Source organism: Nocardioides phosphati (assembly GCF_014646375.1).
Lineage (GTDB): Bacteria > Actinomycetota > Actinomycetes > Propionibacteriales > Nocardioidaceae > Nocardioides > Nocardioides phosphati.
In genome coordinates this window covers 76,182-100,253 of record NZ_BMNI01000002.1, presented here as the reverse complement: position 1 = coordinate 100,253, position 24,072 = coordinate 76,182, and the positions used below count along the sequence as shown (strand labels likewise).

At 72.0% G+C, this 24,072-nt stretch carries 27 protein-coding genes; 22 read left to right on the top strand and 5 right to left on the bottom strand.

Annotation, left to right across the window (positions count from 1 at the left end; all coding sequences use genetic code 11):
- Positions 1–4 precede the first annotated feature (4 nt).
- A complete protein-coding gene (locus IEX47_RS05380; RefSeq protein ID WP_188782990.1) occupies positions 5–1,540 on the top strand; it encodes a DUF3352 domain-containing protein in 1,536 nt (511 codons plus the stop codon).
- A 23-nt stretch (positions 1,541–1,563) separates the two neighbouring features.
- On the opposite strand, the gene IEX47_RS05375 is transcribed toward IEX47_RS05380, so the two are convergent.
- On the bottom strand, positions 1,564–2,265 hold the full coding sequence (locus IEX47_RS05375; protein WP_188782989.1) for an LON peptidase substrate-binding domain-containing protein: 702 nt from the start codon (positions 2,263–2,265) through the stop codon (positions 1,564–1,566).
- 23 nt (positions 2,266–2,288) lie between these two features.
- Between IEX47_RS05375 and hisD the strand changes: the two genes are divergently transcribed.
- From hisD to hisF, 7 genes are read left to right on the top strand one after another with little or no spacing between them, the layout of a single operon-like run.
- On the top strand, positions 2,289–3,590 hold the full coding sequence (gene hisD / locus IEX47_RS05370) for a histidinol dehydrogenase (RefSeq protein ID WP_188782988.1): 1,302 nt from the start codon (positions 2,289–2,291) through the stop codon (positions 3,588–3,590).
- The gene (locus IEX47_RS05365) at positions 3,590–4,690 is read left to right on the top strand and encodes a histidinol-phosphate transaminase (RefSeq protein WP_188782987.1); all 1,101 of its coding nucleotides are present in this window, start codon (positions 3,590–3,592) and stop codon (positions 4,688–4,690) included. Before hisD ends, IEX47_RS05365 begins: the two co-directional genes overlap by 1 nt.
- On the top strand, positions 4,687–5,289 hold the full coding sequence (gene hisB / locus IEX47_RS05360) for an imidazoleglycerol-phosphate dehydratase HisB (RefSeq protein ID WP_188782986.1): 603 nt from the start codon (positions 4,687–4,689) through the stop codon (positions 5,287–5,289). The genes IEX47_RS05365 and hisB overlap by 4 nt, the downstream gene beginning before the upstream one ends.
- A gap of 2 nt (positions 5,290–5,291) precedes the next feature.
- Positions 5,292–5,927, top strand: coding sequence for an imidazole glycerol phosphate synthase subunit HisH (gene hisH, locus IEX47_RS05355; protein WP_188782985.1), 636 nt, complete (start codon positions 5,292–5,294; stop codon positions 5,925–5,927).
- A gap of 40 nt (positions 5,928–5,967) precedes the next feature.
- Positions 5,968–6,636 carry an alpha/beta fold hydrolase gene (locus tag IEX47_RS05350; protein ID WP_188782984.1) on the top strand — a complete coding sequence of 223 codons (669 nt, stop codon included), beginning with the start codon at positions 5,968–5,970 and terminating at the stop codon, positions 6,634–6,636.
- Between the two features lie 5 nt (positions 6,637–6,641).
- Complete coding sequence (gene priA, locus IEX47_RS05345) at positions 6,642–7,376, top strand: bifunctional 1-(5-phosphoribosyl)-5-((5-phosphoribosylamino)methylideneamino)imidazole-4-carboxamide isomerase/phosphoribosylanthranilate isomerase PriA (protein ID WP_188782983.1); 735 nt, start codon at positions 6,642–6,644, stop codon at positions 7,374–7,376.
- The gene (hisF, locus tag IEX47_RS05340; RefSeq protein ID WP_188782982.1) at positions 7,373–8,143 is read left to right on the top strand and encodes an imidazole glycerol phosphate synthase subunit HisF; all 771 of its coding nucleotides are present in this window, start codon (positions 7,373–7,375) and stop codon (positions 8,141–8,143) included. The genes priA and hisF overlap by 4 nt, the downstream gene beginning before the upstream one ends.
- A gap of 16 nt (positions 8,144–8,159) precedes the next feature.
- On the opposite strand, the gene IEX47_RS05335 is transcribed toward hisF, so the two are convergent.
- Positions 8,160–9,125: a matrixin family metalloprotease gene (locus tag IEX47_RS05335; protein ID WP_188782981.1), complete on the bottom strand. Its 966-nt coding sequence runs from the start codon at positions 9,123–9,125 to the stop codon at positions 8,160–8,162.
- Positions 9,126–9,196: 71 nt separating this feature from the next.
- Complete coding sequence (locus IEX47_RS05330) at positions 9,197–9,934, bottom strand: PaaX family transcriptional regulator C-terminal domain-containing protein (RefSeq protein WP_229662650.1); 738 nt, start codon at positions 9,932–9,934, stop codon at positions 9,197–9,199.
- A gap of 54 nt (positions 9,935–9,988) precedes the next feature.
- Between IEX47_RS05330 and IEX47_RS05325 the strand changes: the two genes are divergently transcribed.
- Together IEX47_RS05325 and IEX47_RS05320 are read left to right on the top strand one after the other, a co-directional pair.
- Complete coding sequence (locus IEX47_RS05325; protein ID WP_188782979.1) at positions 9,989–10,675, top strand: enoyl-CoA hydratase/isomerase family protein; 687 nt, start codon at positions 9,989–9,991, stop codon at positions 10,673–10,675.
- Positions 10,672–11,502: an SDR family oxidoreductase gene (locus IEX47_RS05320; protein WP_188782978.1), complete on the top strand. Its 831-nt coding sequence runs from the start codon at positions 10,672–10,674 to the stop codon at positions 11,500–11,502. Before IEX47_RS05325 ends, IEX47_RS05320 begins: the two co-directional genes overlap by 4 nt.
- Positions 11,503–11,536: 34 nt before the next feature.
- Here IEX47_RS05320 and IEX47_RS05315 read toward each other — a convergent pair whose 3' ends face one another.
- Complete coding sequence (locus tag IEX47_RS05315; RefSeq protein ID WP_188782977.1) at positions 11,537–12,169, bottom strand: TIGR03085 family metal-binding protein; 633 nt, start codon at positions 12,167–12,169, stop codon at positions 11,537–11,539.
- 56 nt (positions 12,170–12,225) lie between these two features.
- On the opposite strand from IEX47_RS05315, the gene IEX47_RS05310 reads away from it, so the two are divergent.
- The 7 genes from IEX47_RS05310 to IEX47_RS05280 are packed head-to-tail and all read left to right on the top strand — an operon-like array spanning position 12,226 to position 19,162.
- The gene (locus tag IEX47_RS05310; protein ID WP_188782976.1) at positions 12,226–13,992 is read left to right on the top strand and encodes an ABC transporter ATP-binding protein; all 1,767 of its coding nucleotides are present in this window, start codon (positions 12,226–12,228) and stop codon (positions 13,990–13,992) included.
- Positions 13,989–15,788, top strand: a complete 1,800-nt coding sequence (locus IEX47_RS05305; protein WP_308423248.1) for an ABC transporter ATP-binding protein — start codon at positions 13,989–13,991, stop codon at positions 15,786–15,788. The genes IEX47_RS05310 and IEX47_RS05305 overlap by 4 nt, the downstream gene beginning before the upstream one ends.
- Positions 15,789–15,814: 26 nt before the next feature.
- Positions 15,815–17,506 carry an NAD(P)/FAD-dependent oxidoreductase gene (locus IEX47_RS05300; protein ID WP_188782975.1) on the top strand — a complete coding sequence of 564 codons (1,692 nt, stop codon included), beginning with the start codon at positions 15,815–15,817 and terminating at the stop codon, positions 17,504–17,506.
- A gap of 9 nt (positions 17,507–17,515) precedes the next feature.
- Positions 17,516–17,887, top strand: coding sequence for a phosphoribosyl-AMP cyclohydrolase (gene hisI / locus IEX47_RS05295; protein WP_188782974.1), 372 nt, complete (start codon positions 17,516–17,518; stop codon positions 17,885–17,887).
- Positions 17,884–18,489 carry a Trp biosynthesis-associated membrane protein gene (locus tag IEX47_RS05290; protein ID WP_188782973.1) on the top strand — a complete coding sequence of 202 codons (606 nt, stop codon included), beginning with the start codon at positions 17,884–17,886 and terminating at the stop codon, positions 18,487–18,489. The genes hisI and IEX47_RS05290 overlap by 4 nt, the downstream gene beginning before the upstream one ends.
- A 45-nt stretch (positions 18,490–18,534) precedes the next feature.
- Complete coding sequence (locus IEX47_RS05285; protein WP_188782972.1) at positions 18,535–18,738, top strand: HGxxPAAW family protein; 204 nt, start codon at positions 18,535–18,537, stop codon at positions 18,736–18,738.
- Positions 18,719–19,162, top strand: coding sequence for a DUF2752 domain-containing protein (locus IEX47_RS05280; protein ID WP_229662649.1), 444 nt, complete (start codon positions 18,719–18,721; stop codon positions 19,160–19,162). Before IEX47_RS05285 ends, IEX47_RS05280 begins: the two co-directional genes overlap by 20 nt.
- A 12-nt stretch (positions 19,163–19,174) precedes the next feature.
- On the opposite strand, the gene IEX47_RS05275 is transcribed toward IEX47_RS05280, so the two are convergent.
- Positions 19,175–19,456: a hypothetical protein gene (locus IEX47_RS05275; protein ID WP_188782971.1), complete on the bottom strand. Its 282-nt coding sequence runs from the start codon at positions 19,454–19,456 to the stop codon at positions 19,175–19,177.
- Positions 19,457–19,604: 148 nt separating this feature from the next.
- On the opposite strand from IEX47_RS05275, the gene trpC reads away from it, so the two are divergent.
- The 5 genes from trpC to lgt are packed head-to-tail and all read left to right on the top strand — an operon-like array spanning position 19,605 to position 23,927.
- Entirely contained in the window at positions 19,605–20,408 is an 804-nt protein-coding gene (gene trpC, locus IEX47_RS05270; protein ID WP_188782970.1) for an indole-3-glycerol phosphate synthase TrpC, read from the top strand.
- Entirely contained in the window at positions 20,405–21,640 is a 1,236-nt protein-coding gene (trpB, locus tag IEX47_RS05265) for a tryptophan synthase subunit beta (protein ID WP_188782969.1), read from the top strand. Before trpC ends, trpB begins: the two co-directional genes overlap by 4 nt.
- Positions 21,637–22,434: a tryptophan synthase subunit alpha gene (trpA, locus tag IEX47_RS05260; protein WP_188782968.1), complete on the top strand. Its 798-nt coding sequence runs from the start codon at positions 21,637–21,639 to the stop codon at positions 22,432–22,434. The genes trpB and trpA overlap by 4 nt, the downstream gene beginning before the upstream one ends.
- Positions 22,427–23,071 carry an SCO family protein gene (locus tag IEX47_RS05255; protein WP_188782967.1) on the top strand — a complete coding sequence of 215 codons (645 nt, stop codon included), beginning with the start codon at positions 22,427–22,429 and terminating at the stop codon, positions 23,069–23,071. Before trpA ends, IEX47_RS05255 begins: the two co-directional genes overlap by 8 nt.
- Position 23,072: 1 nt before the next feature.
- Complete coding sequence (gene lgt / locus IEX47_RS05250) at positions 23,073–23,927, top strand: prolipoprotein diacylglyceryl transferase (RefSeq protein ID WP_229662648.1); 855 nt, start codon at positions 23,073–23,075, stop codon at positions 23,925–23,927.
- Positions 23,928–24,072 lie beyond the last annotated feature (145 nt).

Genomic DNA, 24,072 nt, shown 5'->3' with positions numbered 1-24,072 from the left:
AGACATGACCGACCTTCCTGCCCAGCCCGCCAAGAGCCGCAAGGGGCTCGCGCTCGCCGCGGGTGGCGCCGTACTCGCTGTTGCTGCCGTGGGTGGCGGCGTCTGGGGCTACCAGGCGTACTTCGGCCAGGGCGACCAGCCGGCCCAGGCCCTTCCGGCGAAGGGCCTGCTCGGCTACGTCTCGCTCGACCTGAGCCCCAACGGCGAGCAGCTGCTCGCCGCGCGCTCGACGCTGAAGAAGTTCCCGGCGATCGCCGACGAGATCAAGCTCGGCGGCAAGGACGACCTCCGCAAGCAGGTCTTCGACAAGCTCAAGGGCGACGGTCCGGGCTGTGGCGGCCTCGAGGACTACGACAAGGACGTCAAGCCGTGGCTCGGGGACCGTGTCGCGCTGGCTGCCCTCGACGCCGGCGAGGGCGAGAGCCCGACGCCCGTCATCGTCCTGCAGACCACCGACCACGCGAAGGCCGCGAAGGCCGTCCCGTCGCTCGTGAAGTGTCTGGAGCAGGGCGGCGACGACACGACCAGCTCGGCGTTCAACGGTGACTGGCTCGTCCTCGCCGACGGCGCCGGCAAAGCCGAGGCAGCGGTGAAGGCAGCGAAGAAGGGCACGCTGGCGGACGACGACGCCTTCTCCACGTGGACCGACGCGGCCGGCGACCCGGGCATCGTCACCGGCTACGGCTCCACGCTCGGCTACGAGCGTGCGCTCGGCTTCATCACGTCCGACTCGGGCATGAAGCTCCCGGACGAGGTCATGAAGGAAGCGAAGAAGTTCACCGGCGCCGGTCTGGTCGGTCGCTTCCGCGACGGCGGCCTCGAGATCGAGGTGGCCAGCAAGGCGAAGGGGTCGACCGTGACCTCGGGTGACATCGTCTCCTCGCTGCCCAAGTCGACGGTCGCCGCGCTCACCATCGGCCTGCCGGAGGGCTGGCGTGCCAGGGTCGAGAAGTCCGTCGGCCACGCGCTCGAGGACGAGGTGGGCATGAGCCTCGAGCAGGCCGAGGCCATGCTCACCCAGCAGACCGGCCTCGACTTCGACGACATCGAGACCCTGCTCGGCAAGGGGCTCTCCGTCTCGGTCGACTCCGCCTTCGACGACGAGGCGATGCAGCAGGAGGACCCGACCGCGATCCCCGTCGGCATCAAGATCAAGGGTGACCCCGACAAGATCGAGAAGGTCGTCGAGAAGCTGCGCGACACCTTCGGTGCGCAGGGGATGCCGCGCGGCTTCCTCGTCAGCAAGAAGAGCGGTGACTACGAGATCATCAGCGTGAACCCGAAGTACGCCGACAAGCTGGCGGACGAGCACGGCCTGGGTGACACCGCGACGTTCAAGAAGCTGCTGCCCAACGCCGACGACTCCGTCGGCAGCTTCTTCCTCGACTTCGACGCCCACGACTGGCTGGACGACCTGTTCAAGCAGTTCGACGCGCCGAAGGACGTCCGCGACAACGTCGCGCCGCTGAGCGGCATCGGTGTCTCGTCGTGGAAGGACGGCGACGAGGCCCACGTCCTGGCGAAGGTCGCCACCGACTGACCCACGCCGCGCGGGCTGGTCGCCTAGTTCGGCGACCAGCCCGTGCGGGCGACGTCGACGGCGGGCAGCGACGGCACGACGTCCATCGCCCGCATCTCGTCGCGCAGCATGCGGGTCAGCATCGCCAGGCGGAGGTGGGTGTCGTCGGCCTCGAGCAGCGACTGCCGGTCGGGCAGGGGCAGCAGCGTGATCGCCGCCAGCGTCCACGACAGGTACGCCGGGTCCTGCGGCAGCACGCCGGTCAGCACGTCCTCGCCGTGCAGCTGCGAGAGCTGGAGCCGGTAGCGCTCGAAGAGGCTGCGCGCCCGCTCCACCAGCTCGGGCGCGGTCACGGCGTCGTGGTCGTCGCCGAGGAGCTCCACCTCGCCCGACGGGTACGCCGCGTGGGTGAGCACGCCGGAGAGCCGGAGCCGGCCGCGGCCGACGACGACGATCTCGAAGGTCCCGTCGTCGTTGCGCTCGGCCTCGGTCAGCTGGAGCACGCAGCCGACGCGGAAGAGCGACTGGCCGCCGTGGGTCTGGTCGCTGCCGGCGGGGCCGAACGGCTCGCTGACCTCGAAGCCCTCGCGGATCGCGACGGTGCCGAAGATCCGCTGCGCGGGGTCGGGTTCGGCGAGCAGCTCCTCGACGAGGGTGCGGTAGCGCTCCTCGAAGACGTGGAGCGGCACCGTCATGCCCGGGAAGACGACGGTGTTCAGCGGGAACAACGGCAGCGTCCGGGACATGCGAGACACCCTAGACTTGGCCCATGATCCGCCGCATCGACCTCCGGGGTTCTGACCCGCTCGCCGACTACAGCCGCGCCGTGCCGCGCGCTGCCTTCGACGTGGAGCATGCGGTCGAGATCGTCCGCCCGATCTGCGAGGACGTCCGCGACCGCGGCGTCGAGGCGATCGTGGAGTACTCGCGGAAGTTCGACGGCGTGGAGCAGACCGACGTGCGCGTGCCCGTCGAGGCGCTGACGCGCGCCCTCGAGCAGCTCGACCCCGACGTCCGCGCCGGCCTCGAGGAGTCGATCCGGCGCCTGCGGATCACGTGCGAGGCGGAGATGGAGCACGACGTCACGACCGAGCTCGGCGCGGGCGCGACCGTCACCCACCGCCTCGTCCCGGTCAACCGCGTGGGCCTCTACGTGCCCGGCGGCCTGGCTCCGCTGGTCTCCAGCGTGATCATGAACGTCGTGCCCGCCCAGGTCGCGGGCGTGAAGTCGATCGCGCTCACGTCCACGCCGCAGAAGGACTTCGGCGGCCTGCCGCACCCGACGATCCTCGCCGCCTGCGCGCTCCTCGGCATCGACGAGGTCTACGCGGTCGGCGGCGCCCAGGCGATCGCCATGTACGCGTACGGCGCGGGGGAGTGCCGCAAGGTCGACCTCGTGACCGGCCCCGGCAACATCTACGTCGTCTCCGCCAAGCGCCTCCTCAAGGGCCAGGTCGGCATCGACTCCGAGGCCGGCCCGACCGAGATCGCGATCCTGGCCGACGACAGCGCCGTGGCGTCGTACGTCGCTGCGGACCTGATCTCCCAGGCCGAGCACGACCCGCTCGCCTCCTCCGTGCTCGTCACCCCGAGCGAGGCGCTGGCCGCCGCGGTCGAGACCGAGCTCGAGGCGCAGGTCGCCGCGACCAAGCACCAGGAGCGCATCACCACCGCGCTCGGGGGTGAGCAGTCCGCGATCGTCCTGGTCGACGGCCTCGAGCAGGGGCTGGCCGTGGTCGACGCCTACGCCGCCGAGCACCTCGAGATCCAGACCGAGGACGCCGCTGCCTGGGCCGCCCGCGTCACCAACGCGGGGGCGATCTTCGTCGGCAACCACGCGCCGGTCTCACTCGGCGACTACTGCGCGGGCTCCAACCACGTCCTGCCGACGGCCGGCTGCGCCTGTCACAGCTCCGGCCTGTCCGTGCGCTCCTTCCTCAAGGCCGTGCACGTCATCGACTACAGCCGCGCTGCGCTCGCCGAGGTCGCCGACCACGTCGTCAACCTGGCCGAGGCCGAGGACCTGCCGGGTCACGCTGCCGCGGTGCGCGTCCGCTTCCAGGAGTCCTGATGAGCTTCCCCCCGATCCGGCCCGAGCTGGCCGGCATCGAGCCGTACGGCGCGCCCCAGCTCGACGTGCCCGTCCAGCTCAACGTCAACGAGAACCCCTACGGGCCCTCCGAGGCATGCCTGGACGACATCGCTGCTGCGGTGCGTGAGGCCGCGCGTGAGCTCAACCGCTACCCCGACCGTGAGTTCACCGCGCTGCGCGAGGGCCTCGCGGCGTACCTCAACACCGACGGCGGCCACGGGCTCGAGGCCCGCAACATCTGGGCGGCCAACGGCTCCAACGAGGTCATGCTCCAGCTGCTCCAGGCCTTCGGTGGCCCGGGGCGCACGGCGCTGAGCTTCGCCCCGACGTACTCGATGTATCCGGAGTACGCCCGCGACACCCACACCACCTGGGTGCAGGGCAAGCGCGAGGCCGACTTCGCCCTCGACCTGGACCACGCCCGCGAGCTGATCGCCGAGGTCAAGCCGCACGTCGTGCTGCTGCCCAGCCCCAACAACCCGACGGGCACCGCCCTGCCGCCCGAGGTCGTCGGCGTGCTCTGCGAGGCGCTGGCGGAGGCGAGCGGCGGCCTGCTGGTCGTCGACGAGGCGTACGGCGAGTTCCGCCGCGAGGGCACCCCGAGCGCGCTCGAGCTGCTGCCGGCGTACCGCAACCTCGTCGTGAGCCGCACGATGTCGAAGGCGTTCGCCGGCGCCGGCCTGCGCCTCGGCTACCTCGCTGCGGACCCCGCGATCCTCGACGCGATCCGCGTCGTCCGCCTGCCGTACCACCTCTCGGCGGTCACCCAGGCGACCGCGCTCGCGGCCCTGCGTCACGCCGACGAGCTGCTGGGCAAGGTCGACGAGCTCCGCAAGGAGCGCGACGAAACCGTAGGCTGGCTCCGCGAGCAGGGCTTCACGGTCGCCGACAGCGACGCGAACTACGCGTTCTTCGGCTCCTTCGAGGACCGGCACGCGGTCTGGCAGGGGCTCCTCGACCGGGGCGTCCTGATCCGGGAGACCGGGCCCGACGGCTGGCTGCGCGTGTCGATCGGCACGGCCGACGAGATGAACGCTTTCAAGACTGCACTGCTGCACACGATGGAGGAGCTCGCATGAGCCGCACGTCCACGATCACCCGTGAGACCAAGGAGTCCAAGGTCCACGTCGAGGTCGACCTCGACGGCACGGGCAAGGCGTCGATCTCGACGGGTGTGGGCTTCTACGACCACATGCTCAACTCGTTCGCGCGGCACTCGCTGGTCGACCTGACCGTCCACACGGTCGGCGACACCCACATCGACGCCCACCACACCGTCGAGGACACCGCGATCGTGCTCGGCCAGGCGCTGGCCGAGGCGATGGGCGACAAGAAGGGCACGCGCCGCTTCGGCGACGCCACCGTCCCGCTCGACGAGGCGCTGGTCCAGGCCGTCGTCGACATCTCCGGTCGCCCCTACTGCGTCTGCACCGGCGAGCCCGAGGGCCAGATCTACGTGCAGATCGGCAACGACGGCTACGTCGGCTCGCTGACCCGCCACGTCTTCGAGACGATCGCCTTCCAGGCGCAGATCGCGCTGCACGTCCGCGTGCTCGCCGGTCGCGACCCGCACCACCTGGTCGAGACCCAGTTCAAGGCCTTTGCGCGGGCCTTCCGCGACGCGATCGCGCTCGACCCGCGCGAGACCGGCATCCCTTCGACCAAGGGCGTCATCTGACGATGAGCCAGCCGTCTGTCGCCGTCCTCGACTACGGGTCCGGCAACCTGCGCTCCGCCGTGCGTGCTGTGGAGCGCGCCGGCGCCGCGGTCACCCTGACCTCCGACTTCGACACCGCGCTCGAGGCCGACGGCCTGCTGGTGCCCGGCGTCGGCGCGTACGCCGCGTGCATGGCCGGCCTGCGCGCGATCAAGGGCGAGCGGATCATCGGCCGTCGCCTCGCCGGTGGCCGCCCGGTGCTCGGCATCTGCGTGGGCATGCAGATCCTCTTCGAGCGCGGCGTCGAGCACGGCGTCGAGACCGACGGCTGCGACGAGTGGCCCGGCGTCGTCGAGCGCCTCCAGGCTCCCGTCGTGCCGCACATGGGCTGGAACACCGTCGACGTCGCCGCGGGCAGCTCCCTGTTCGCGGGCATCGAGGGCGAGCGCTTCTACTTCGTCCACTCGTACGGCGTCCGCGACTGGACCCTCGAGACCAACGACCGCACCGCGGCGCCCCTGGTCACCTGGGCCGAGCACGGCGGGGACCGCTTCGTGGCTGCCGTGGAGAACGGTCCGCTGTCCGCGACCCAGTTCCACCCCGAGAAGTCCGGCGACGCGGGCGCACAGCTGCTGCGCAACTGGGTCACCAGCCTCTGACCCTGCTGCCTTGTCGGTGGGTCGTGCCAAGGTGGAGGCCATGACCACCTTCGTCCTGGTGCACGGCTTCTGGCTCGGCGGCGACTCGTGGGACGCGGTTGCACGCCCACTCCGGGAGGCCGGCCACACGGTGGTCGCGCCGACTCTCGAGACAGCGCCCGGCACGACCTTCGCCGAGCACCTCGAGGCCCTGCGGGCAGCCATCGATGCAGCAGACGGTCCCGTCGTGCTCGTCGGCAGCAGCGCGGCGGCGAAGCACGTGCTCGCCCTGAGCGGTGACCATGCCGACCGCGTCGCGCGGGTTGTCTACGTCGATACGCTCCCGCAGCCGATCGAGGCCACCGATGACCCGGCGGAGGACTCGATCCCGTTCGACTGGGAGGAGCTCACCCCGGAGGAGCAGCGCGACCTCACCGACGAGCAGCGCGCGTGGATCGAGCAGACAGCGGTGCCCTACCCCGCCCGGGTCGTGCGCGACGGGTGGCCGCTCGATCCCCGCGCGTACGACGTGCCGGCGCTGGTGATCGGCACCGGCTTCGACGAGGCGACGCTGGGGGAGTGGCGGGAGAGGTGGCCGGGCGCATTCGGCGTCGTCGACCGCATGAGCGACCTGAGCTGGAGCTGGCTGCCGACCAGCCACTGGCCGCACCTGACGCGTCCCACCGAACTGACGGAGATCCTGCTCGCCGCCGCGCGTTCCCTAGGATGAGCGGCATGAGCGACTACCTCGAGCTGCTGCCCGCCGTCGACATCAAGGGCGGCCAGGCCGTCCAGCTCGTGCAGGGCGTGGACGGGTCCGAGAAGGTCTTCGGCGACCCGATCGAGGCGGCGCTGCGCTGGCAGGACGCCGGCGCCGAGTGGCTCCACCTCGTCGACCTCGACGCCGCGTTCGGCACCGGTCAGAACCGTGAGCTCCAGGCCGAGATCGTCGGTCGCCTCGACATCAAGGTCGAGATGTCCGGTGGCATCCGCGACGACGAGTCGCTCGAGGCCGCCATGGCCACGGGCTGCCGTCGCGTCAACATCGGCACCGCCGCGCTCGAGAAGCCGGAGTGGTGCGCCAAGGCGATCGCGACCTGGGGCGACCGCGTCGCCATCGGCCTCGACGTCCGCGGCACCACGCTCGCGGCCCGCGGCTGGACCCGCGACGGCGGCGACCTGTGGGAGACGCTGGCCCGCCTCGACGCCGAGGGCTGTGCGCGCTACGTCGTCACCGACGTCAACAAGGACGGCATGCTGCAGGGCCCCAACCTCCAGCTCCTGCGCGACGTCGCCGAGCGCACCGACCGTCCGCTGGTCGCCTCCGGTGGCGTCACCACGCTCGACGACATCCGCGCGCTGATGGGCCTGGTCGAGATCGGCGTCGAGGGCGCCATCGCCGGCACCGCGCTCTACACCGGCCAGTTCACGCTCGAGGACGCGCTCGCCCTCACCAAGGGCACCCTGTGAGCCTCGCCGTCCGCGTCATCCCGTGCCTCGACGTCGACGGCGGCCGGGTGGTCAAGGGCATCAACTTCAAGGATCTGCGCGACGCCGGTGACCCGGTCGAGCTTGCGCGCACCTACGACGCCGAGGGTGCCGACGAGCTCACCTTCCTCGACATCTCCGCGTCGAGCGACGCCCGCGCGACCACCATGGAGGTCGTCTCCAAGGTCGCCGAGGAGGTCTTCATCCCGCTGACCGTCGGTGGCGGCGTACGCGCGGTGGAGGACGTCGACCGCCTGCTGCGTGCCGGCGCCGACAAGGTCGGCGTCAACACCGCCGCGATCATGCGCCCGGCGCTGCTCGCGGAGATCGCCGACCGGTTCGGCAACCAGGTGCTCGTCCTCTCGGTCGACGCGCGCCGCGTGCAGGGCGACGTGCGCACCGACTCCGGCTTCGAGGTGACCACCCACGGTGGCCGCACCTCGACCGGCATCGACGCCGTCGCGTGGGCCGTCCAGGCCGCCGAGCTCGGCGCCGGCGAGATCCTGCTCAACTCGATGGACGCCGACGGCACCCGCGACGGCTTCGACCTCGAGCTGATCCGCATGGTGCGCGCTGCCGTCGACATCCCGGTGATCGCCTCGGGTGGCGCGGGCGCGGTCGAGCACTTCGCCCCGGCCGTCGACGCGGGCGCCGACGCCGTGCTGGCGGCGAGTGTCTTCCACTTCGGCGACCTGCGCATCGGTGATGTGAAGATGGCGCTCAGCAAGGCGGGCCACCCGGTCCGCTAGACCCGGCCGCCGCCGTTCAGACCCGGCGCGCGGTGTTCGGGATGCAGCCGGCCTGCAGGCCGACCGCGCGCAGGCCGCTGAGGTCGCCGGCGCCGAAGCGGTGGTTGGGGCTCGACGCCACGCCGTACATGAGCTGGTTGCTGCCGGACGCGTGCCCGAGGCCGAGGGTGTGGCCGATCTCGTGCTCCATGATCTGGCCCCAGGTGGCGCCGCCGGAGCTGGTGAAGCCGGCCGGCAGCCGCTCGGTGCGGTCGAGGGTGAGGGTGCCGTGCACCATCTCGGCGTAGCCGTCGTGGGTGGCCCAGCCGCCGCCGCCCTGGCCGGCGACCGACCCGCTGAGGGAGCCGACCTGCGACGGGGTGTTGAAGCCGACGGTGATCGTGGCGCGGCTGTCGTAGTTGCCGGGCCGCGGGGTGACGCTGGTGGTGCCGCCGTACGTGAAGGTCATGCCGGTGGCCTGCGAGAGCCGGTGGAAGGCGACCTTGAGGTCGTTGAGCGACGAGCTGTAGCCGCCGTTCTGGTTGAAGCGCCAGATGATCGGCTGACACGGGTTGTAGCGCGGGTGCGCGCTGGCGATCCAGCGCCAGTCCGAGGCCGTGCCGGCGGGGCTCCACGTGGGACGGACCGAGAACGAGCGGGACGACGAGGCGCCCGCGGTGGCATCGGTGGTCTCCGGCGCCTGCACGCGGAGCGTGTGGCCGCCGAGCCAGGCCGACGGTGCGACGAGGCGGTAGGTCTGGGTGCTCGAGGTCGTCGTGGAGCGCAGCGTGCGCCAGCCGGAGGCCGTCTGCACCTGCAGGCGCACGGTGCGTCCGGCCGGTCCGGAGACCGAGCCGGAGACGACCGAGGTGTCGCCGAGGGTCACCGACGCGTCGGAGACGGCGGCCGAGACGGTGGTGGTCGCTGCCGCCTGGGCCGGCGCGGGCAGCAGCACGCCGAGCGTGAGCGGCAGGGCGGCGATGAGGGCGGTGGAGCGCTTCATGGCATGGGAACGTACGTGTCGGCGGTTCATGACGGAGTCCGCCGAATGTCCATTTCTCCGGACCGAAGTGGTCAGCCGTTCGGCTGTGCTCCAGGGCCCTGGCCCCACGTCTCTGCCCGGTACTCGTCGTACGCCGCGCGGAGCTGCTCGCCGGGCCAGCCGGTGGGGGAGAGCTCCGCGGGGAGCAGCGGGTCGGACTGCAGGTGACGCACCATGGCCGCCACCACGGTGAACCGGTCGGCGGGCGTGCTGGTCCGGGGGAGGGCGTCGAGCAGGAGGCGGCCGTGGGTCGCCCAGCCCTCGAGGTCCCAGAGCCGGGCAGCCAGTGCGGCCGCATCGCCCAGCGGGCGCGACTCGAAGCACTCCGAGATCGCGGTGAGCTCCTCGGGCCAGCCGCGACGCAGGTTGGCCGGCCGGGTCCATACGCCCTCGCGCAGCTCGGCGACGCGGAGCGCCTGCAGCTGCGCGCGCAGCGCAGCCCGGTCGGCGGCGCTGCGACCCGTGGTGGTCACGATCGCCATCTCCCACGTGCCGTGCCAGGCGCGTGTCTCGGGGTGGTGGACGGCATCGACCTGGCGCTGGCGCTCGAGCAGCCGTTCGCTCAACGTGTACGACGTGTCGCCGTCGCGCAGCAGGTCGCCGCGCGTGACCATGCGCGAGAGCGCAGCCCGCGTGGCCGTCTCGGTGAAGCCGAGGAACTCCAGCCCGGCGACGAGCTGGGCGGCCGTCTGCCGCGGCGGGTGCAGCGCGAGCAGCGTCGTCAGCACCGCGGAGCGGGCCGAGACGGGACGCAGCTGAAGACCGGACACGCCTCGATCATTGCACAACTGGCGCGACTGAAGGAAAAGTGCAATGCTCGGGCCATGACCGAGCTGACCCGCGACGGGGACGTCTTCGTCCTCGACATCAGTGACCCCGCCCTGCCGGACGACGACCACCGCTTCACCTACGAGCGGATCGCGGCGATCGACGCAGCCCTCGACGAGGTCGAGGCATCCGAGGGGCCGGCAGCCCTGGTGATCACCGCCAGGGGCAAGTTCTTCTCCAACGGCCTCGTCCCGGAGCTCTTCGTCGAGCCGGAGTACACCCCGGCGTACCAGCGGCTCGTCGCGCGCCTGCTGGTCAGCGAGGTGCCCACCGTCGGCGCGCTGAACGGCCACTGCTACGCAGGTGCGCTGCTCTTCGCCCTCGCCTTCGACGAGCGCTACGCCCGCACCGAGCGCGGCTTCCACTGCCTGCCCGAAGCGGCGATCAAGGTCCCGTTCACCGCCGGCCTCGCCGCCCTCGCGATGGCACGCCTCGCCCCGCAGGTGGCCCACCGGGCCATGGTGCTCGCCACCCGCTACGACGCAGAGTCGGCCCTGGCGGCCGGCATCCTCGACGCCATCGTCCCGGCCGAGGAGCTCCTCGGTGCCGCTGTGGCACGGGCAGCGGAGCTCGCGCCCCTGCGCGGCCCCGTCCTCGGGTCGATCAAGAACGCACGCTACGCCGGCGTCGTCGACGCCCTGCACCGCACCGAAAGCCTCTCTGTCGAAGGAGCCACCGCATGAGCAGCAAGCGCCTCGAGGGCCGCACGATCCTGATGTCCGGCGGCAGCCGCGGCATCGGCCTGGCGATCGCGGTCGCCGCAGCGAAGGAGGGCGCCAACGTCGCCATCCTCGCCAAGACCGACACGCCCGATCCCCGCCTGCCCGGCACGATCCACACCGCCGCGGCCGAGATCGAGGCGGCGGGCGGTCAGGCCCTGCCGATCGTCGGCGACGTCCGTGACGAGGAGTCGGTGGCGGGCGCAGTCGCGAAGACGGTCGAGCGCTTCGGCGGCATCGACATCGTCGTCAACAACGCCTCGGCCATCAACCTGGCCAAGACCGTCGACCTGCCGATGAAGCGCTTCGACCTGATGATGTCGATCGAGCACCGCGGCACCTTCCTGCTGACCTCCAAGGCGCTCCCGCACCTGGTCAAGGGCACCAACCCGCACATCCTGACGCTGTCGCCGCCGCTCAACATGAACCCCAAGTGGCTCGGCGCGCACCCCGGCTACACGCTCGCGAAGTACGGCATGTCGCTGCTCGGCCTCTGCTGGGCCGAGGAGTACCGCGAGGCCGGCGTCGCCTCCAACACGCTCTGGCCCGAGACCCTGATCGCCACCGCCGCGGTGCAGAACCTGCTCGGCGGCGACGAGGCGATTGCGGTCTCCCGCACCCCGGAGATCATGGGCGACGCGGCGATCGAGGTGCTGGTCCAGGACTCGCGCGCCTGCACCGGCAACTCGTTCCTCGACGTCGACGTGCTGGCCGCGGCCGGCATCACCGACCTCTCGCCGTACGGCGGCACGGGCAAGCTCGAGCTCGACATCTACGTCGACCCGCGCTGACCCGCGCCGACCCGCGCCGTCCGGGCTGCGGGCCTCAGAGACCGAGGTCCGCGGCCTTGAGCGCGGTGATGTGCGCGTCGGGGCCCTCGAAGGCCACGTCGGCGACGGCACCCCGGCCGTAGAGGTAGAGCACGATCTCGGAGACCTCGCCGACGAGCACGACGGGGTTCTCGCCGCGGCGCAGCTGGAGCGTGGTGCCGGTGTCGGAGCGGCGGACCTGCACGGGCACGTCGGCGTCGCGCACGATCACGCGGCCGATGACGGGGAGCGCCCGCCACAGTGCCTTCACGGTGCTGTCGGGGAGCGTGCGCGGCTGCCAGGTGGCGCCGGCACGGCGGCGTACGTCCTCGTGGTGGACGAAGTACTCGATGGTGTTCGCGAGGGTGTCGACGCCGGGCAGGGCCAGCGGCGAGCGGGCGGAGCGGACCGCCTCGACGGTCGTGGCGAAGTCGCGGCGCGCGGTGGTGTCGACCGCGTCGTCGTGCCGGCCGGCGAGGGCCCGGGCGAAGATGCCGACGGCGTTGTGTGGCTGGCGGTCGCGCACGAGCAGGTGCGCCATCAGGTGCCGGACGTCCCAGGCGCCGCACAGCGTGGGTGCGTCAGGACCGACGGCCAGGGCCAGGTCGCAGAGCTGGTCGCGCTCGAGGCGTGCAGGTGACCGGGTCATGCAGGCAACCTTAGGCTCTTGGGAATGCCAGACAATGCTGAGGTGGTTGGGCCCTCGTGAGCACCCCGACATCGACCCTGCGTGACGGCTTCGCGGTGCTGGGGGTGGCGATCCGGCGCGAGCCGTTGATCTTCACCGTCTCCACCCTCGGCAGCGTCCTCTTCGGAGCGCTGACGGTCGCCGACGCCTGGGTGCTCGGCTGGGCCACCGACCACGCCGTGACGCCGGCCTTCCGCGACGGCCACATCTCCGCGTCGATCCTCTGGGCCGTCGTCGGCCTCTTCGTCGGCGTCGCGATCCTGCGCGCGGTCGGCATCGTCGCGCGCCGGCTCGGCGCCGGCGTCATGCAGTACCGCCTCCAGGCCCACGACCGCCGCGCCGTCACACGCCAGTACCTCCGGCTCCCGATGGAGTGGCACCAGCAGCACCCCACCGGCGAGCTGCTCTCCAACGCGAACGCCGACGTCGAGGCGGCGTGGAGCCCGATCGCTCCGCTGCCGATGGCGGTCGGCACCGTCGTGATGATGGTGATCGCCATCGCGCAGATGTTCGCCGCCGACCTCGTGCTCGCGCTGATCGGCCTGCTCGTCTTCCCGATCGTGGTGCTCACGACGGTCACCTACCAGAACGCCGCGTCCCCGCTGATGACCCGAGCGCAGGCCCTCCGCGGCACGCTGAGCGGCATCGCCCACGAGTCCTTCGAGGGCGCGCAGGTCGTCAAGACGCTCGGCCGCGAGGCCGACGAGACCGAGCGCTTCGCCGCTGTGGCCCGCGAGCTGCGCGACGTCAACGTGCGCGCCGGGCGGATCCGCGCGGCGTTCGACCCGGTGATCGCGGCTGTCCCGTCGCTGGGCGTCCTGGTCGTGCTGGCGGTCGGCGTCGCGCGGGTGCAGGCGGGCGACACGGCTCCGGGCGATGTCGTCACCATCGGCTACCTGTTGACGATCGTGGCCATGCCGATCCGGTCGATCGGCTGGCTGCTGGGGGAGTTCCCGCGCAGCGTCGTCGGCTTCCGCCGGGTCACCCGCGTGCTCGCCGCCACCGGCGAGATGCAGTACGGCGGGTCCGCGCTGCCGGCGTCCGGCGCAGCCTCGCTCGCGGTCGAGCGGGTGAGCTACGCCTACGAGCCCGGCGCCCCGGTGCTGACCGACATCGACTTCTCGCTGGAGCCCGGCCGCTCGGTCGCGCTGGTCGGCGCCACCGCGAGCGGCAAGAGCACGCTGACCACCCTCATCACCCGGCTCGTCGACCCCGACGCGGGCGCGATCCGCGTCGACGGCGTCGACCTGCGCGACCTCTCGGCGGGCGAGCTGGCCCGTGCGGTCGCGGTGGTGCCGCAGTCGGCGTTCCTCTTCGACGACACGGTGCGCGGCAACGTCACGCTCGGTGCGGACGTCCCCGACGCCGACGTCTGGGCCGCCCTCCGCACCGCGCAGGCCGACGGGTTCGTCGCGGCCCTGCCGCACGGCCTCGACACGAAGCTGGGGGAGCGCGGCACCTCGCTCTCCGGCGGCCAGCGGCAGCGGATCTCGCTGGCCCGCGCGCTCGTCCGCAAGCCGCGGCTCCTCGTTCTCGACGACGCCACGTCCGCGGTCGACCCGGAGGTCGAGGCGCGGATCCTCGAGGCGCTGCGCGACGGTGCCACGACGGCCACGCTGGTGGTCGTCGCCTACCGCAAGGCCACGATCGCGCTCGCCGACGAGGTGCTCCACCTCGCCGACGGCCGCATCGTCGACCGCGGTCCCCACACCGCGCTGATCCAGCGCTCGCCGGCCTACGCCGACCTCGTCAACGCCTACGAGACCCAGCAGGAGGACGCGTGAGCACCACCGTGACCGCGCCCGAGCCCGTCGTCGGCACCGGCGCCGAGATCTCCGCCATGGCGACGATCCGCCGCGGCATGCAGATCTCGCCCGAGCTCCGCCAGGGCCTCGGCGTGACGCTCCTGCTGGCACTGGTCGCGACCATCGGCCAGGTCGTCGTGCCGATCACCGTGCAGAAGACGATCGACCACGGCCTCGGCCCCCAGGGTGCCGACATCGGCTACATGGTGCGGATGGGCGTGCTGGCCGCGGTGGCGATCCTTGCGACCGGCCTGGCGTCGTACGCCATGACCAGCCGGCTCTTCACCCAGGCCGAGCGTGGCCTGGCCACGCTGCGGATCAAGGCGTTCCGCCACGTCCACGACCTCCCGCTGCTCACGCAGAACACCGAGCGCCGTGGGGCGCTCGTCAGCCGCGTGACCAGCGACGTCGACCAGGTCAGCCAGTTCCTCGTCTTCGGTGGCATCTTCGCGATCGTCAGTGTCGGGCAGATCACCGTCGCGACGGTGATCATGCTCTTCTACAGCTGGCAGCTCTGCCTCGTCGTGTGGATCTGCTTCGCGCCGCTCTTCCTCAGCCTCAAGTGGTTCCAGCAGCGGCTCTCTGACGCCTACGGCATCGTCCGCGCGCAGGTCGGCGTGATGCTCGGCGCGATCGCGGAGCCGGTCGTCGGCGCCGCCGTCATCCGTGCGTACGCCGTGCAGGACCGCACGCAGGCCCGCATCGACGAGGCGATCGCAACCAACCAGGCGGCCGCGACGAAGGCGCAGGGATTCACCGCGTTCTCCTTCTCGCTCGGCGGTCTGTCGGGCGGCCTGGCCAACGCCGGCGTCATCGTCATCGGCATCTGGCTCGGGTTCGCGGGGGTGCTGAGCGCCGGCGAGGTGATCGCCTTCGCCTTCCTCGTGACGCTCTTCGTCGGCCCGGTGCAGATGGGCACGCAGGTGCTCACCGACGCGCAGAACGCGCTCGCCGGCTGGCGCCGCGTGATCGGCGTGCTCGAGACGCCGGCGGAGCTCGTCGACCCCGGCGCCGACGGCGAGGTGCTGCCGCGCGGCCCGATCGACGTGGAGTTCCGCGACGTCTCGTTCGGCTACCCGGGCGGCCCGCTCGTGCTGCAGGACATCGACCTGCACGTGGAGGCTGGCACCCGCGTCGCGGTCGTCGGCGAGACCGGCTCCGGCAAGTCGACGCTCGCCAAGCTGCTCACCCGGCTGATGGACCCGACCAGCGGCTCCGTCCTCCTCGACGGCGTCGACGTACGCCGGGTGGCCAACGCCTCGCTGAGGCGCAGCGTCGTGCTCGTGCCCCAGGAGGGGTTCCTGATCGACGAGACCCTCCGCGCCAACGCGCAGTGGGGCCGCGCAGGGGCGACCGACGAGGAGATCCTCGCCTCCGCCGACGAGCTCGGCATCTCCGACTGGCTCGACACCCTGCCGCGCGGCCTCGACACCCGCGTCGGCCAGCGCGGCGAGGCGATGAGCGCGGGGGAGCGGCAGCTCGTCGCACTGCTGCGCGCGCACCTCGCCGACCCGGACCTGCTCGTGCTCGACGAGGCGACCAGTGCCGTCGACCCGCAGCTCGAGATGCGCATGGCGCGCGCGCTGGAGCAGCTCATGTCGGGCCGCACCTCGGTCACGATCGCCCATCGCCTCACCACCGCCGAGAACGCCGACGAGGTGGTCGTCGTCGACCACGGCCGCATCGTCCAGCGTGGTCCGCACGCCGTCCTGGTCACCCGCCCCGGTCCGTACGCCGACCTCCACGCCAGCTGGGTCGCCCAGCAGGCCCACTGAGCCCCATCGTGCGGGAGGATGGCCGCGTGGCCGACCCCCTCATCCTCCTCGTCTCCGGTGACCGCCTCGACGTCCTGACCGCGCACTTCCGCCGCTACGAGCAGGAGTACGCCGTACGGGCGGCCGGATCCGCGGCCGAGGCGACGGGGGTCATCGCCGCTGCAGTCGATGCCGGCCAGCCCGTCGCAATGGTCGTCAGCGACTCGCAGCTGCCCGACCAGCCCATGCTCACGGCCATGCACGCGTGGCGCACGCTGGTGCCGACCGCCCGCCGGATCGTGGCGATCCCGATCGAGCGGTTCGGCTCCGACACCGTGGCGCTGCGCCCCGCGCTGCAGAAGGGGAAGTTCGACACCCATCTGCTGCTTCCCCAGGGCCTGCGCGACGAGGAGTTCCACTACGCCGTCGTCGAGCTGCTCAGCGACTGGGGCGCCACCGTCGCGACGTCCGAGATCGACACGGTCCGGGTGATCACGCCCGACGCGTCGCCGCTCGCACTGGCGGTCCGCGACTTCCTCGACCGCACCGGCTTCCCGCACCGCACCTACGCGCCCGACTCCCCGCAGGGCGCCGAGGCGCTGGCCCTCCATGGCGACGAGCCCCGCTTCCCGCTCGTCCACCTGACGTCGAGGCCTTTCGCGGACCGGCCGATCATCGCCCCCAGCTCGGTGCGCGGCCTGGCCGCGCTGATCTACGGCCGACCCTCCGACATCGAGGTCGACACGGTGGTGGACCTCGCCGTGGTCGGTGCCGGACCGGCGGGCCTCGCGGCCGCTGTCTACGGGGCCTCCGAGGGGCTCAACACCGTCGTCATCGAGTCCGACGTCATCGGTGGGCAGGCCGGCACGAGCTCGATGATCCGCAACTACCTCGGCTTCCCCCGGGGCATCTCCGGGATGCGACTGGCGCAGCGGGCCCGCACGCAGGCGATCCGCTTCGGCGTACGTTTCTTCACGGGGTGGCCGGTGGTCGAGCTGCGGCCCGGAAAGGACGGTGGGCCCCACACGATCGTCACCGACGGAGGCGAGGTGCGCGCCCACACCGTCCTGGTCGCCTCCGGCGTCACCTACCGGCGCCTCGGCGTCGCCCCGCTCGAGGACCTCGTCGGCGCGGGCGTCCACTACGGCGCCGCCATGACCGCCGCCCGCGAGATGGAGGACCGCGACGTCTACGTCGTGGGCGGCGGCAACTCCGCCGGCCAGGCGGCGGTCCACCTCGCCCGCTTCGCGCGGTCGGTGACGATCCTGGTCCGCCGCGACGACCTGGCCGCCACCATGTCGAAGTACCTCATCGACGAGATCGAGTGGAACCCCCGCATCACCGTCCGGCCATGCACCGAGATCGTCGACGGCGGTGCCGAGGAGACCGGCCAGCTCGGCTGGCTGACGCTCCGCGACGTCCGCAGCGGAGCCGAGGAGCGGGTCACCGCCGGTGGCCTCTTCCTGCTGATCGGCGCGGCCCCGCACGGTGACTGGCTGCCCGACGGCGTACGCCGCGACGAGGCCGGGTTCGTCGTCACCGGGCGCGACGTCCCGCAGGAGTGCTGGGCCGGCGGCCTGCCACCAGCGAACCTCGCCACCTGCGTGCCGGGCGTCTTCGCGGCAGGCGACATCCGCTCCGGCTCGATGAAGCGCGTCGCGACCGCGAGCGGCGAGGGTGCCTCGGCGGTCGCGCTGGTGCACGCCTACCTGGAGGGCCTGCGCACCGGCAGCCATTAGCCTTGGCGCGTGACCGACGCCGACCAGCAGCAGCTCGACCCCCAGCTCGACCCCGCCATCGCCGCCCGCCTCAAGCGCACGGCTGACGGCCTCGTGCCGGCGATCGCCCAGCAGCACGACACCGGCGAGGTGCTGATGATGGGCTGGATGGACGACGAGGCGCTGCGCCGCACCCTGACCACGGGCCGCGCCGTCTACTGGAGCCGCAGCCGCCAGGAGTACTGGGCCAAGGGCGACACCTCGGGCCACGTCCAGCACGTCAAGGAGGTGCGCCTCGACTGCGACGGCGACACGCTCCTCGTCAAGGTCGACCAGGTGGGCGCCGCGTGCCACACGGGCGACCGCACCTGCTTCGACGCCGACCTGCTGGGCCCCGCGTGACGCGCAGGGGCAGCTTCGGGCCGGTCGTCCTCCTCGGCCTGGCCTCCTCCGCGCTGGCCGCGGTCGCGGGCAACAAGCCGATGGTGACCGGCAGCGGCCGTGCCACGTCACACGTCTCCGTCCCGGGCATCCCCGGGATCGAGGACAAGCTCCCGCTGGCCGGCGCCCTCGGCCTGGTCCTCCTCGCGTCGTGGGGCGTGCTCCTCGTCCTGCGGGGGCGGGTCCGGCGCGCGATCGCGGCGCTCGCAGCACTGCTCGCGCTCGGCACCCTGCTGGCCGCAGTCGTCGGCCTGCCGGACCTCCGGGCGTCCTACCGGTCGGACCTGGTCAAGATCGCCGCCGGCAGCACCACGGTCCACACCACCGGCTGGTTCGCCACGCTGCTCGTCGCGTCGGCGCTCGCCCTCGTGGCCGGGGTGCTCGCGGTCCTGCTCGCACGCGACTGGCCCGAGATGGGCAGCAAGTACGACGCGCCCTCCGCCGGCGACCGGCCCCGCGTCGTACCCCTGGCGGAGCAGTCGAGCGTCGACCTCTGGAAGTCGCTTGACGCAGGTCACGATCCGACTCGTGACCCGGACGCGCACGACGACCCGCCGGCCTGACTAGACTGTCGCCGCAATCGCTGCACGACGAGGAGAACCACGCGCATGTCTGACTCTCACGGCAACACCCCGGCGGCCTGGACCGCGGTCTTCATCGGACTTGCGGCGTTCGTCGTGGGCGGCATCGGCATGATGTTCTCCCCGATCAACTGGTCGCTCTTCTGGGTCGGCGTCGTGATCCTGGCCGTCGCGCCGGTCGCGCTGGTCGTGCTCAACAAGATGGGCTTCGGTGAGGGCACCGGCCACTGAGGCCCTGACGGCCTCCGTCGTCCCCGGCTCGCGCCGGGTGCGTGACCTGGCCGCGCCCCTCGGGCTCGCCACGGCAGTCGCCGCGGCGAGCCTCGCGCTGCACGTCCGCGACCCCCACCAGCAGGGCTCGTGGGGCTTCTGCCCGTTCCTGGTGCTCACCGGTCACCCCTGCCCGGGGTGTGGTGGCCTGCGTGCCGTCAACGACCTGACCCACTTCGACCTCGTCGGAGCGGCGTCGAGCAACCTCTACTTCGTGGCGAGCATCCCGTTCCTCGCCTTCGGCTGGCTGGTGTGGGTGCGCCGCGCCTGGGCCGGCCAGCCGGTCGAGGGACCGAGCACGCGCGTCGTCGCCGTCGCGCTCGTCCTGCTCGTCGCCTTCGGCGTCGCCCGCAACACTCCGTGGGGTGCGTGGCTCGCGCCCTAGCGCACGCCCGGGTCACCCGGCGTACGGCGAGACCGGCGCGCCTGCGCCCGGCGTCGTGTTGACCGCGATCGTCGCCAGCATCCGCAGCGTCTGCTCGAGCCAGCCGAAGAAGACGTAGGTGAGGAAGCCGTAGACCGCACCGACGAGGAGCGCGACCACCCCGATGCCGGGGGCGTCCTCGGTGATGCTGCTGATGAAGCCGATGAGCACAGCGAGGCCGACCAGGCCGATGACAACCCACTTGAGGGTGGCGATCATCGAGGCGACGCGGTTGGCGGCGGCGATGTGGTTCATGGGGAGCTCCTCGTCCTGACGTCGCCCGACGCGACGTGTGTCATCTGCAACCTAGGGCCCACGCCCGACAGTGCGCTGCAGGTCCGGCCCTGCTCCGCCGGTGGAACCCGGCGAAGACCGCTGGGCGCCGCGTGAGACGCTTGGACGCGTGAGCGACGCACCAGCAGAGGCCACGGTCCTCGACGAGATCATCGCCGGAGTCCGCGAGGACCTCGCCGTCCGCGAGGCGCAGGTCTCCTACGAGGAGGTCTGCGCAGCGGCGCAGGCAGCGCCCGCCCCCCGTGACCCGATGCCGGGCTTCCGCGCGGCCGGCATCAGCGTGATCTCCGAGGTCAAGCGCAAGTCGCCGTCGAAGGGCCACCTCGCCGAGATCACGGACCCCGCCGCGCTCGCGCAGTCCTACGCCCGCGGCGGCGCCCACGCGATCTCCGTGCTCACCGAGCAGCGCCGCTTCAACGGCTCCCTCGACGACCTCCGCGCCGTCCGCGCCGCCGTCGACACCCCGGTCCTGCGCAAGGACTTCATGGTGACGAGCTACCAGGTCCAGGAGGCCCGCGCCGCCGGCGCCGACCTGGTCCTGCTCATCGTCGCCGCCCTCGACGACGCCGACCTCAAGGCGCTCTACGACGAGGCGATCGGCCTCGGCATGACGGTCCTCGTCGAGGTCCACGACGAGGAGGAGACGCGCCGAGCGGTCGACCTCGGCGCCGAGCTGATCGGCGTCAACGCCCGCAACCTCAAGACCCTGGCCGTCGACAACGACACCTTCGGCCGCCTCGCCGCGCTCATCCCCGACGACCGCGTGAAGGTGGCCGAGTCCGGCATCTCCGGCCCGGCCGACGTCGAGCGGTTCGCCCGCGAGGGTGCCCGCGTGGTGCTCGTCGGCGAGGCGCTCGTCAAGGACGGCGACCCCGAAGCAGCAGTCCGCGCTATGACAGGAATCAAGGGATGACCAACTGGGACGCCGACGAGTTCGGATGGTTCGGCGGCGCAGGTGCGTGGGGTGGCCGGTTCATGCCGGAGGCCCTCGTCGCCGCGCTCGACGAGCTGACCGTCGCCTACACCGAGGCGATGGCCGACCCGGAGTTCGTGAAGACCTTCGAGGACGCCCTCGTCGACTACGCCAACGTGCCCAGCCCGCTCTACGAGGCCAAGCACCTCTCCGAGCAGTACGGCGTGAAGATCCTGCTCAAGCGCGAGGACCTCAACCACACCGGCGCCCACAAGATCCGCAACGTGCTCGGCCAGGCGCTGCTGACCAAGCGCATGGGCAAGTCCCGCGTGATCGCCGAGACCGGTGCCGGCCAGCACGGCGTCGCCTCCGCGACCGCGGCCGCCTACTTCGGCCTCGACTGCACCGTCTACATGGGCCGTGTCGACACCGAGCGCCAGGCCCTCAACGTGGCCCGCATGGAGCTCCTCGGCGCGAAGGTGATCCCGGTCGAGTCCGGCTCGGCCACCCTCAAGGACGCCATCAACGAGGCGCTGCGCGACTGGGTCGCCAGCGTCGACCACACGGCGTACCTCTTCGGCACGGCGGCGGGCCCGCACCCGTTCCCGTCGATGGTCCGTGACTTCACCCGCGGCATCGGCGACGAGGCGCGGGCGCAGTGCCTGGCCAAGTACGGCCGGCTGCCCGACGCCGTCGCTGCGTGCGTCGGCGGCGGCTCCAACGCCATCGGCCTCTTCACGGCGTTCCTCGACGACGCCGACACCGCGATCTACGGCTACGAGGCCGGAGGCGACGGCGTCGAGACCGGCAAGCACGCCGCCACGATCGCGGCTGGCGGCGCGGGCGTCCTCCACGGCGCGCGCACCTACGTCCTGCAGGACGGCGACGGCCAGACGATCGAGTCCCACTCGATCTCGGCGGGCCTCGACTACCCGGGCGTCGGCCCGCAGCACGCGTGGCTCTCGGCGGCCGGCCGGGCGTCGTACGAGCCGGTGACCGACACCGAGGCGATGGACGCGTTCCAGCTGCTCGCCCGCACCGAGGGGATCATCCCCGCGATCGAGTCGAGCCACGCGCTCGCCGGTGCCCTCCGTCTCGCCCCGACGCTCGCGGCCGAGAAGGGCAAGGACGCGATCCTGCTGGTCAACCTCTCCGGCCGCGGCGACAAGGACATGGGCACGGCGCTCGACTACTTCGAGCTCGCCTCGTCGAAGAAGGGTGAGAAGAAGTGAGCACCGCCTCCGCGTTCGCGCGCGCCAAGGCCGAGGGCCGCGCTGCGCTCGTCGGCTACCTGCCCGCGGGCTTCCCTGACCTCGAGGGCTCGATCGAGGCGCTGACGGTCATGGTCGAGCACGGCTGCGACGTCATCGAGATCGGCCTGCCCTACACCGACCCGGTCATGGACGGCCCGATCATCCAGGCCGCCGCCCAGCAGGCCCTCGACAACGGCACCCGGTCGAAGCAGGTCCTCCAGGCCGTCGAGGCGGTGGCGAAGGCCGGTGCCCCGACGCTGGTGATGACCTACTGGGGCCCGATCGAGCGCTACGGCGTCGCACAGTTCGCCGCCGACCTCGCCAGTGCCGGGGGAGCGGGCCTGATCACGCCCGACATCACGCCCGACTTCGGCCAGGAGTGGATCGCCGCTGCCGACGAGCACGACCTCGACAAGGTCTTCCTCGTCGCCCCCTCGAGCACCGACGCGCGCATCGCGATGACCACCGCCGCCAGCCGCGGCTTCGTCTACGCCACCGGCGTCATGGGCGTCACCGGCGGCAAGCAGGCCACGGCCGACGTCGTCCGCCCGCTCATCGAGCGCACGAAGGCGACGACGGACCTCCCCGTCGGCGTCGGCGTCGGCGTCAGCACCGGCGCCCAGGCCGCCCAGTTCGCGCAGTACGCCGACGGTGTGATCGTCGGCTCGGCGTTCGTGCGTGCACTGCTCGAGGCGCCCGACCGGGCGACCGGGCTGCGCAACCTCGCCGCGCTCACCGAGGAGCTGGCTGCCGGAGTCCGTGGCCGTGCCTGAGCCGCGCATGCGGCGCCTGGGCCTCGCGGCCTCGGGTGCGGCGCTGGTGCTCGCCCTCTCCGCGTGCGCCTCGACGCCGACCGCAGGCGGTCCGTTCCACGGCTCGAAGGTGCCCAACCCCTGGCAGGTGCCCGCGACGTCGCTGACGGCGACGACGGGGTCGGCGTACTCCTTCACGAAGGAGGCCAAGCCGCTGACGCTGGTCTTCTTCGGCTACACCAACTGCCCCGACGTGTGCAGCCAGGAGATGGCCGACATCACCTCGGCGCTGGTGCGGATCCCGAAGGACCAGCGCAAGGACGTCGACGTGGTCTTCGTGACCACTGACCCCAAGCGCGACACGGTCCCCGTCCTCGCGCGCTACCTCGGCGCCTTCGACCGCCGGTTCGTCGGCGTCACGAGCACGTACGCCGACCTGCAGGCGCTCGCGACGAAGACGTTCCACGTCTCCTTCGCCAAGGCCGGCCCCGGCGGACAGGGCACACCCGACAGCGACAACCCGGGCCGCACCGGCTACCTCGTCGAGCACAACGACGAGACGTTCGCCGTGCAGGATGGCCAGGTCACCGCCTTCTGGAACCGTGACGTGACCCCCCAGCAGCTCGCCCAGGACATCAGCAGTCTCCTCGAGGAGTGACGTGAACGCCCTGACCGCCCCCTTCGTGGCCCTCAGCATCCCCAGCCCCGCGCAGGGTGTCTGGCACCTCGGGCCGCTCCCGATCCGGGCGTACGCGCTCTGCATCATCCTCGGCATCGTCGCCGCGGTCTGGATCGGCGAACGCCGCTGGGTCGCCCGCGGCGGCAAGGCGGGGGAGATGCAGGACCTCGCGCTGTGGTGCGTGCCGTTCGGCATCGTCGGCGGCCGGCTCTACCACGTCATCACCGACCACGACCTGTACTTCGGCGAGGGCCGTCACGCGGTCGACGCCCTGAAGATCTGGCACGGCGGGCTCGGCATCTGGGGCGCGATCATCCTCGGCGCCGTGGGTGCCGTCATCGGCGCGCGTGTCATGGGCATCCGGGTGCTGCCGGCCCTCGACGCGCTCGCGCCCGGCGTGCTCGTCGCGCAGGCGATCGGCCGGTTCGGCAACTACTTCAACCAGGAGCTCTTCGGCAGGCCGACCGACCTGCCGTGGGCCCTCGAGATCGACCGTGACCACCGCCCGGCCGGCTACGAGAACGTCGCGACGTTCCACCCGACGTTCCTCTACGAGTCGCTGTGGTGCCTGGCGGCGTTCGCGGTGATCATCCTGCTGGACCGCCGGTTCCGCCTGGGCCACGGCAAGGTCGTCGCGCTCTACGCGCTGCTCTACACGGCCGGCCGCGGCTGGATCGAGACGCTCCGCATCGACCCGGTCGAGCTCCACGACGTCGGCGGCCTTCGCTTCAACGTCTGGATGTCGATGGTGGTCTTCGCGCTCGCGGCGGCCTACCTCGTGTGGGCCGCGGCGAGGCGTCCCGGGCGCGAGGAAAGCGTCTACCGCACCTCCTGAGACTCAGGTCACTCCGGTCCCGGGGGCCGGTTTTCGAGGGGCGCCGACGCGGCTCTCGGTGGTAGCCTGACCTTTCCGCTAGGGCCAACGTCGTCCCCTGCGGTTCCCTTTTGCTTCTTGCATTGCCGATTCGCCGTGCCCTCGA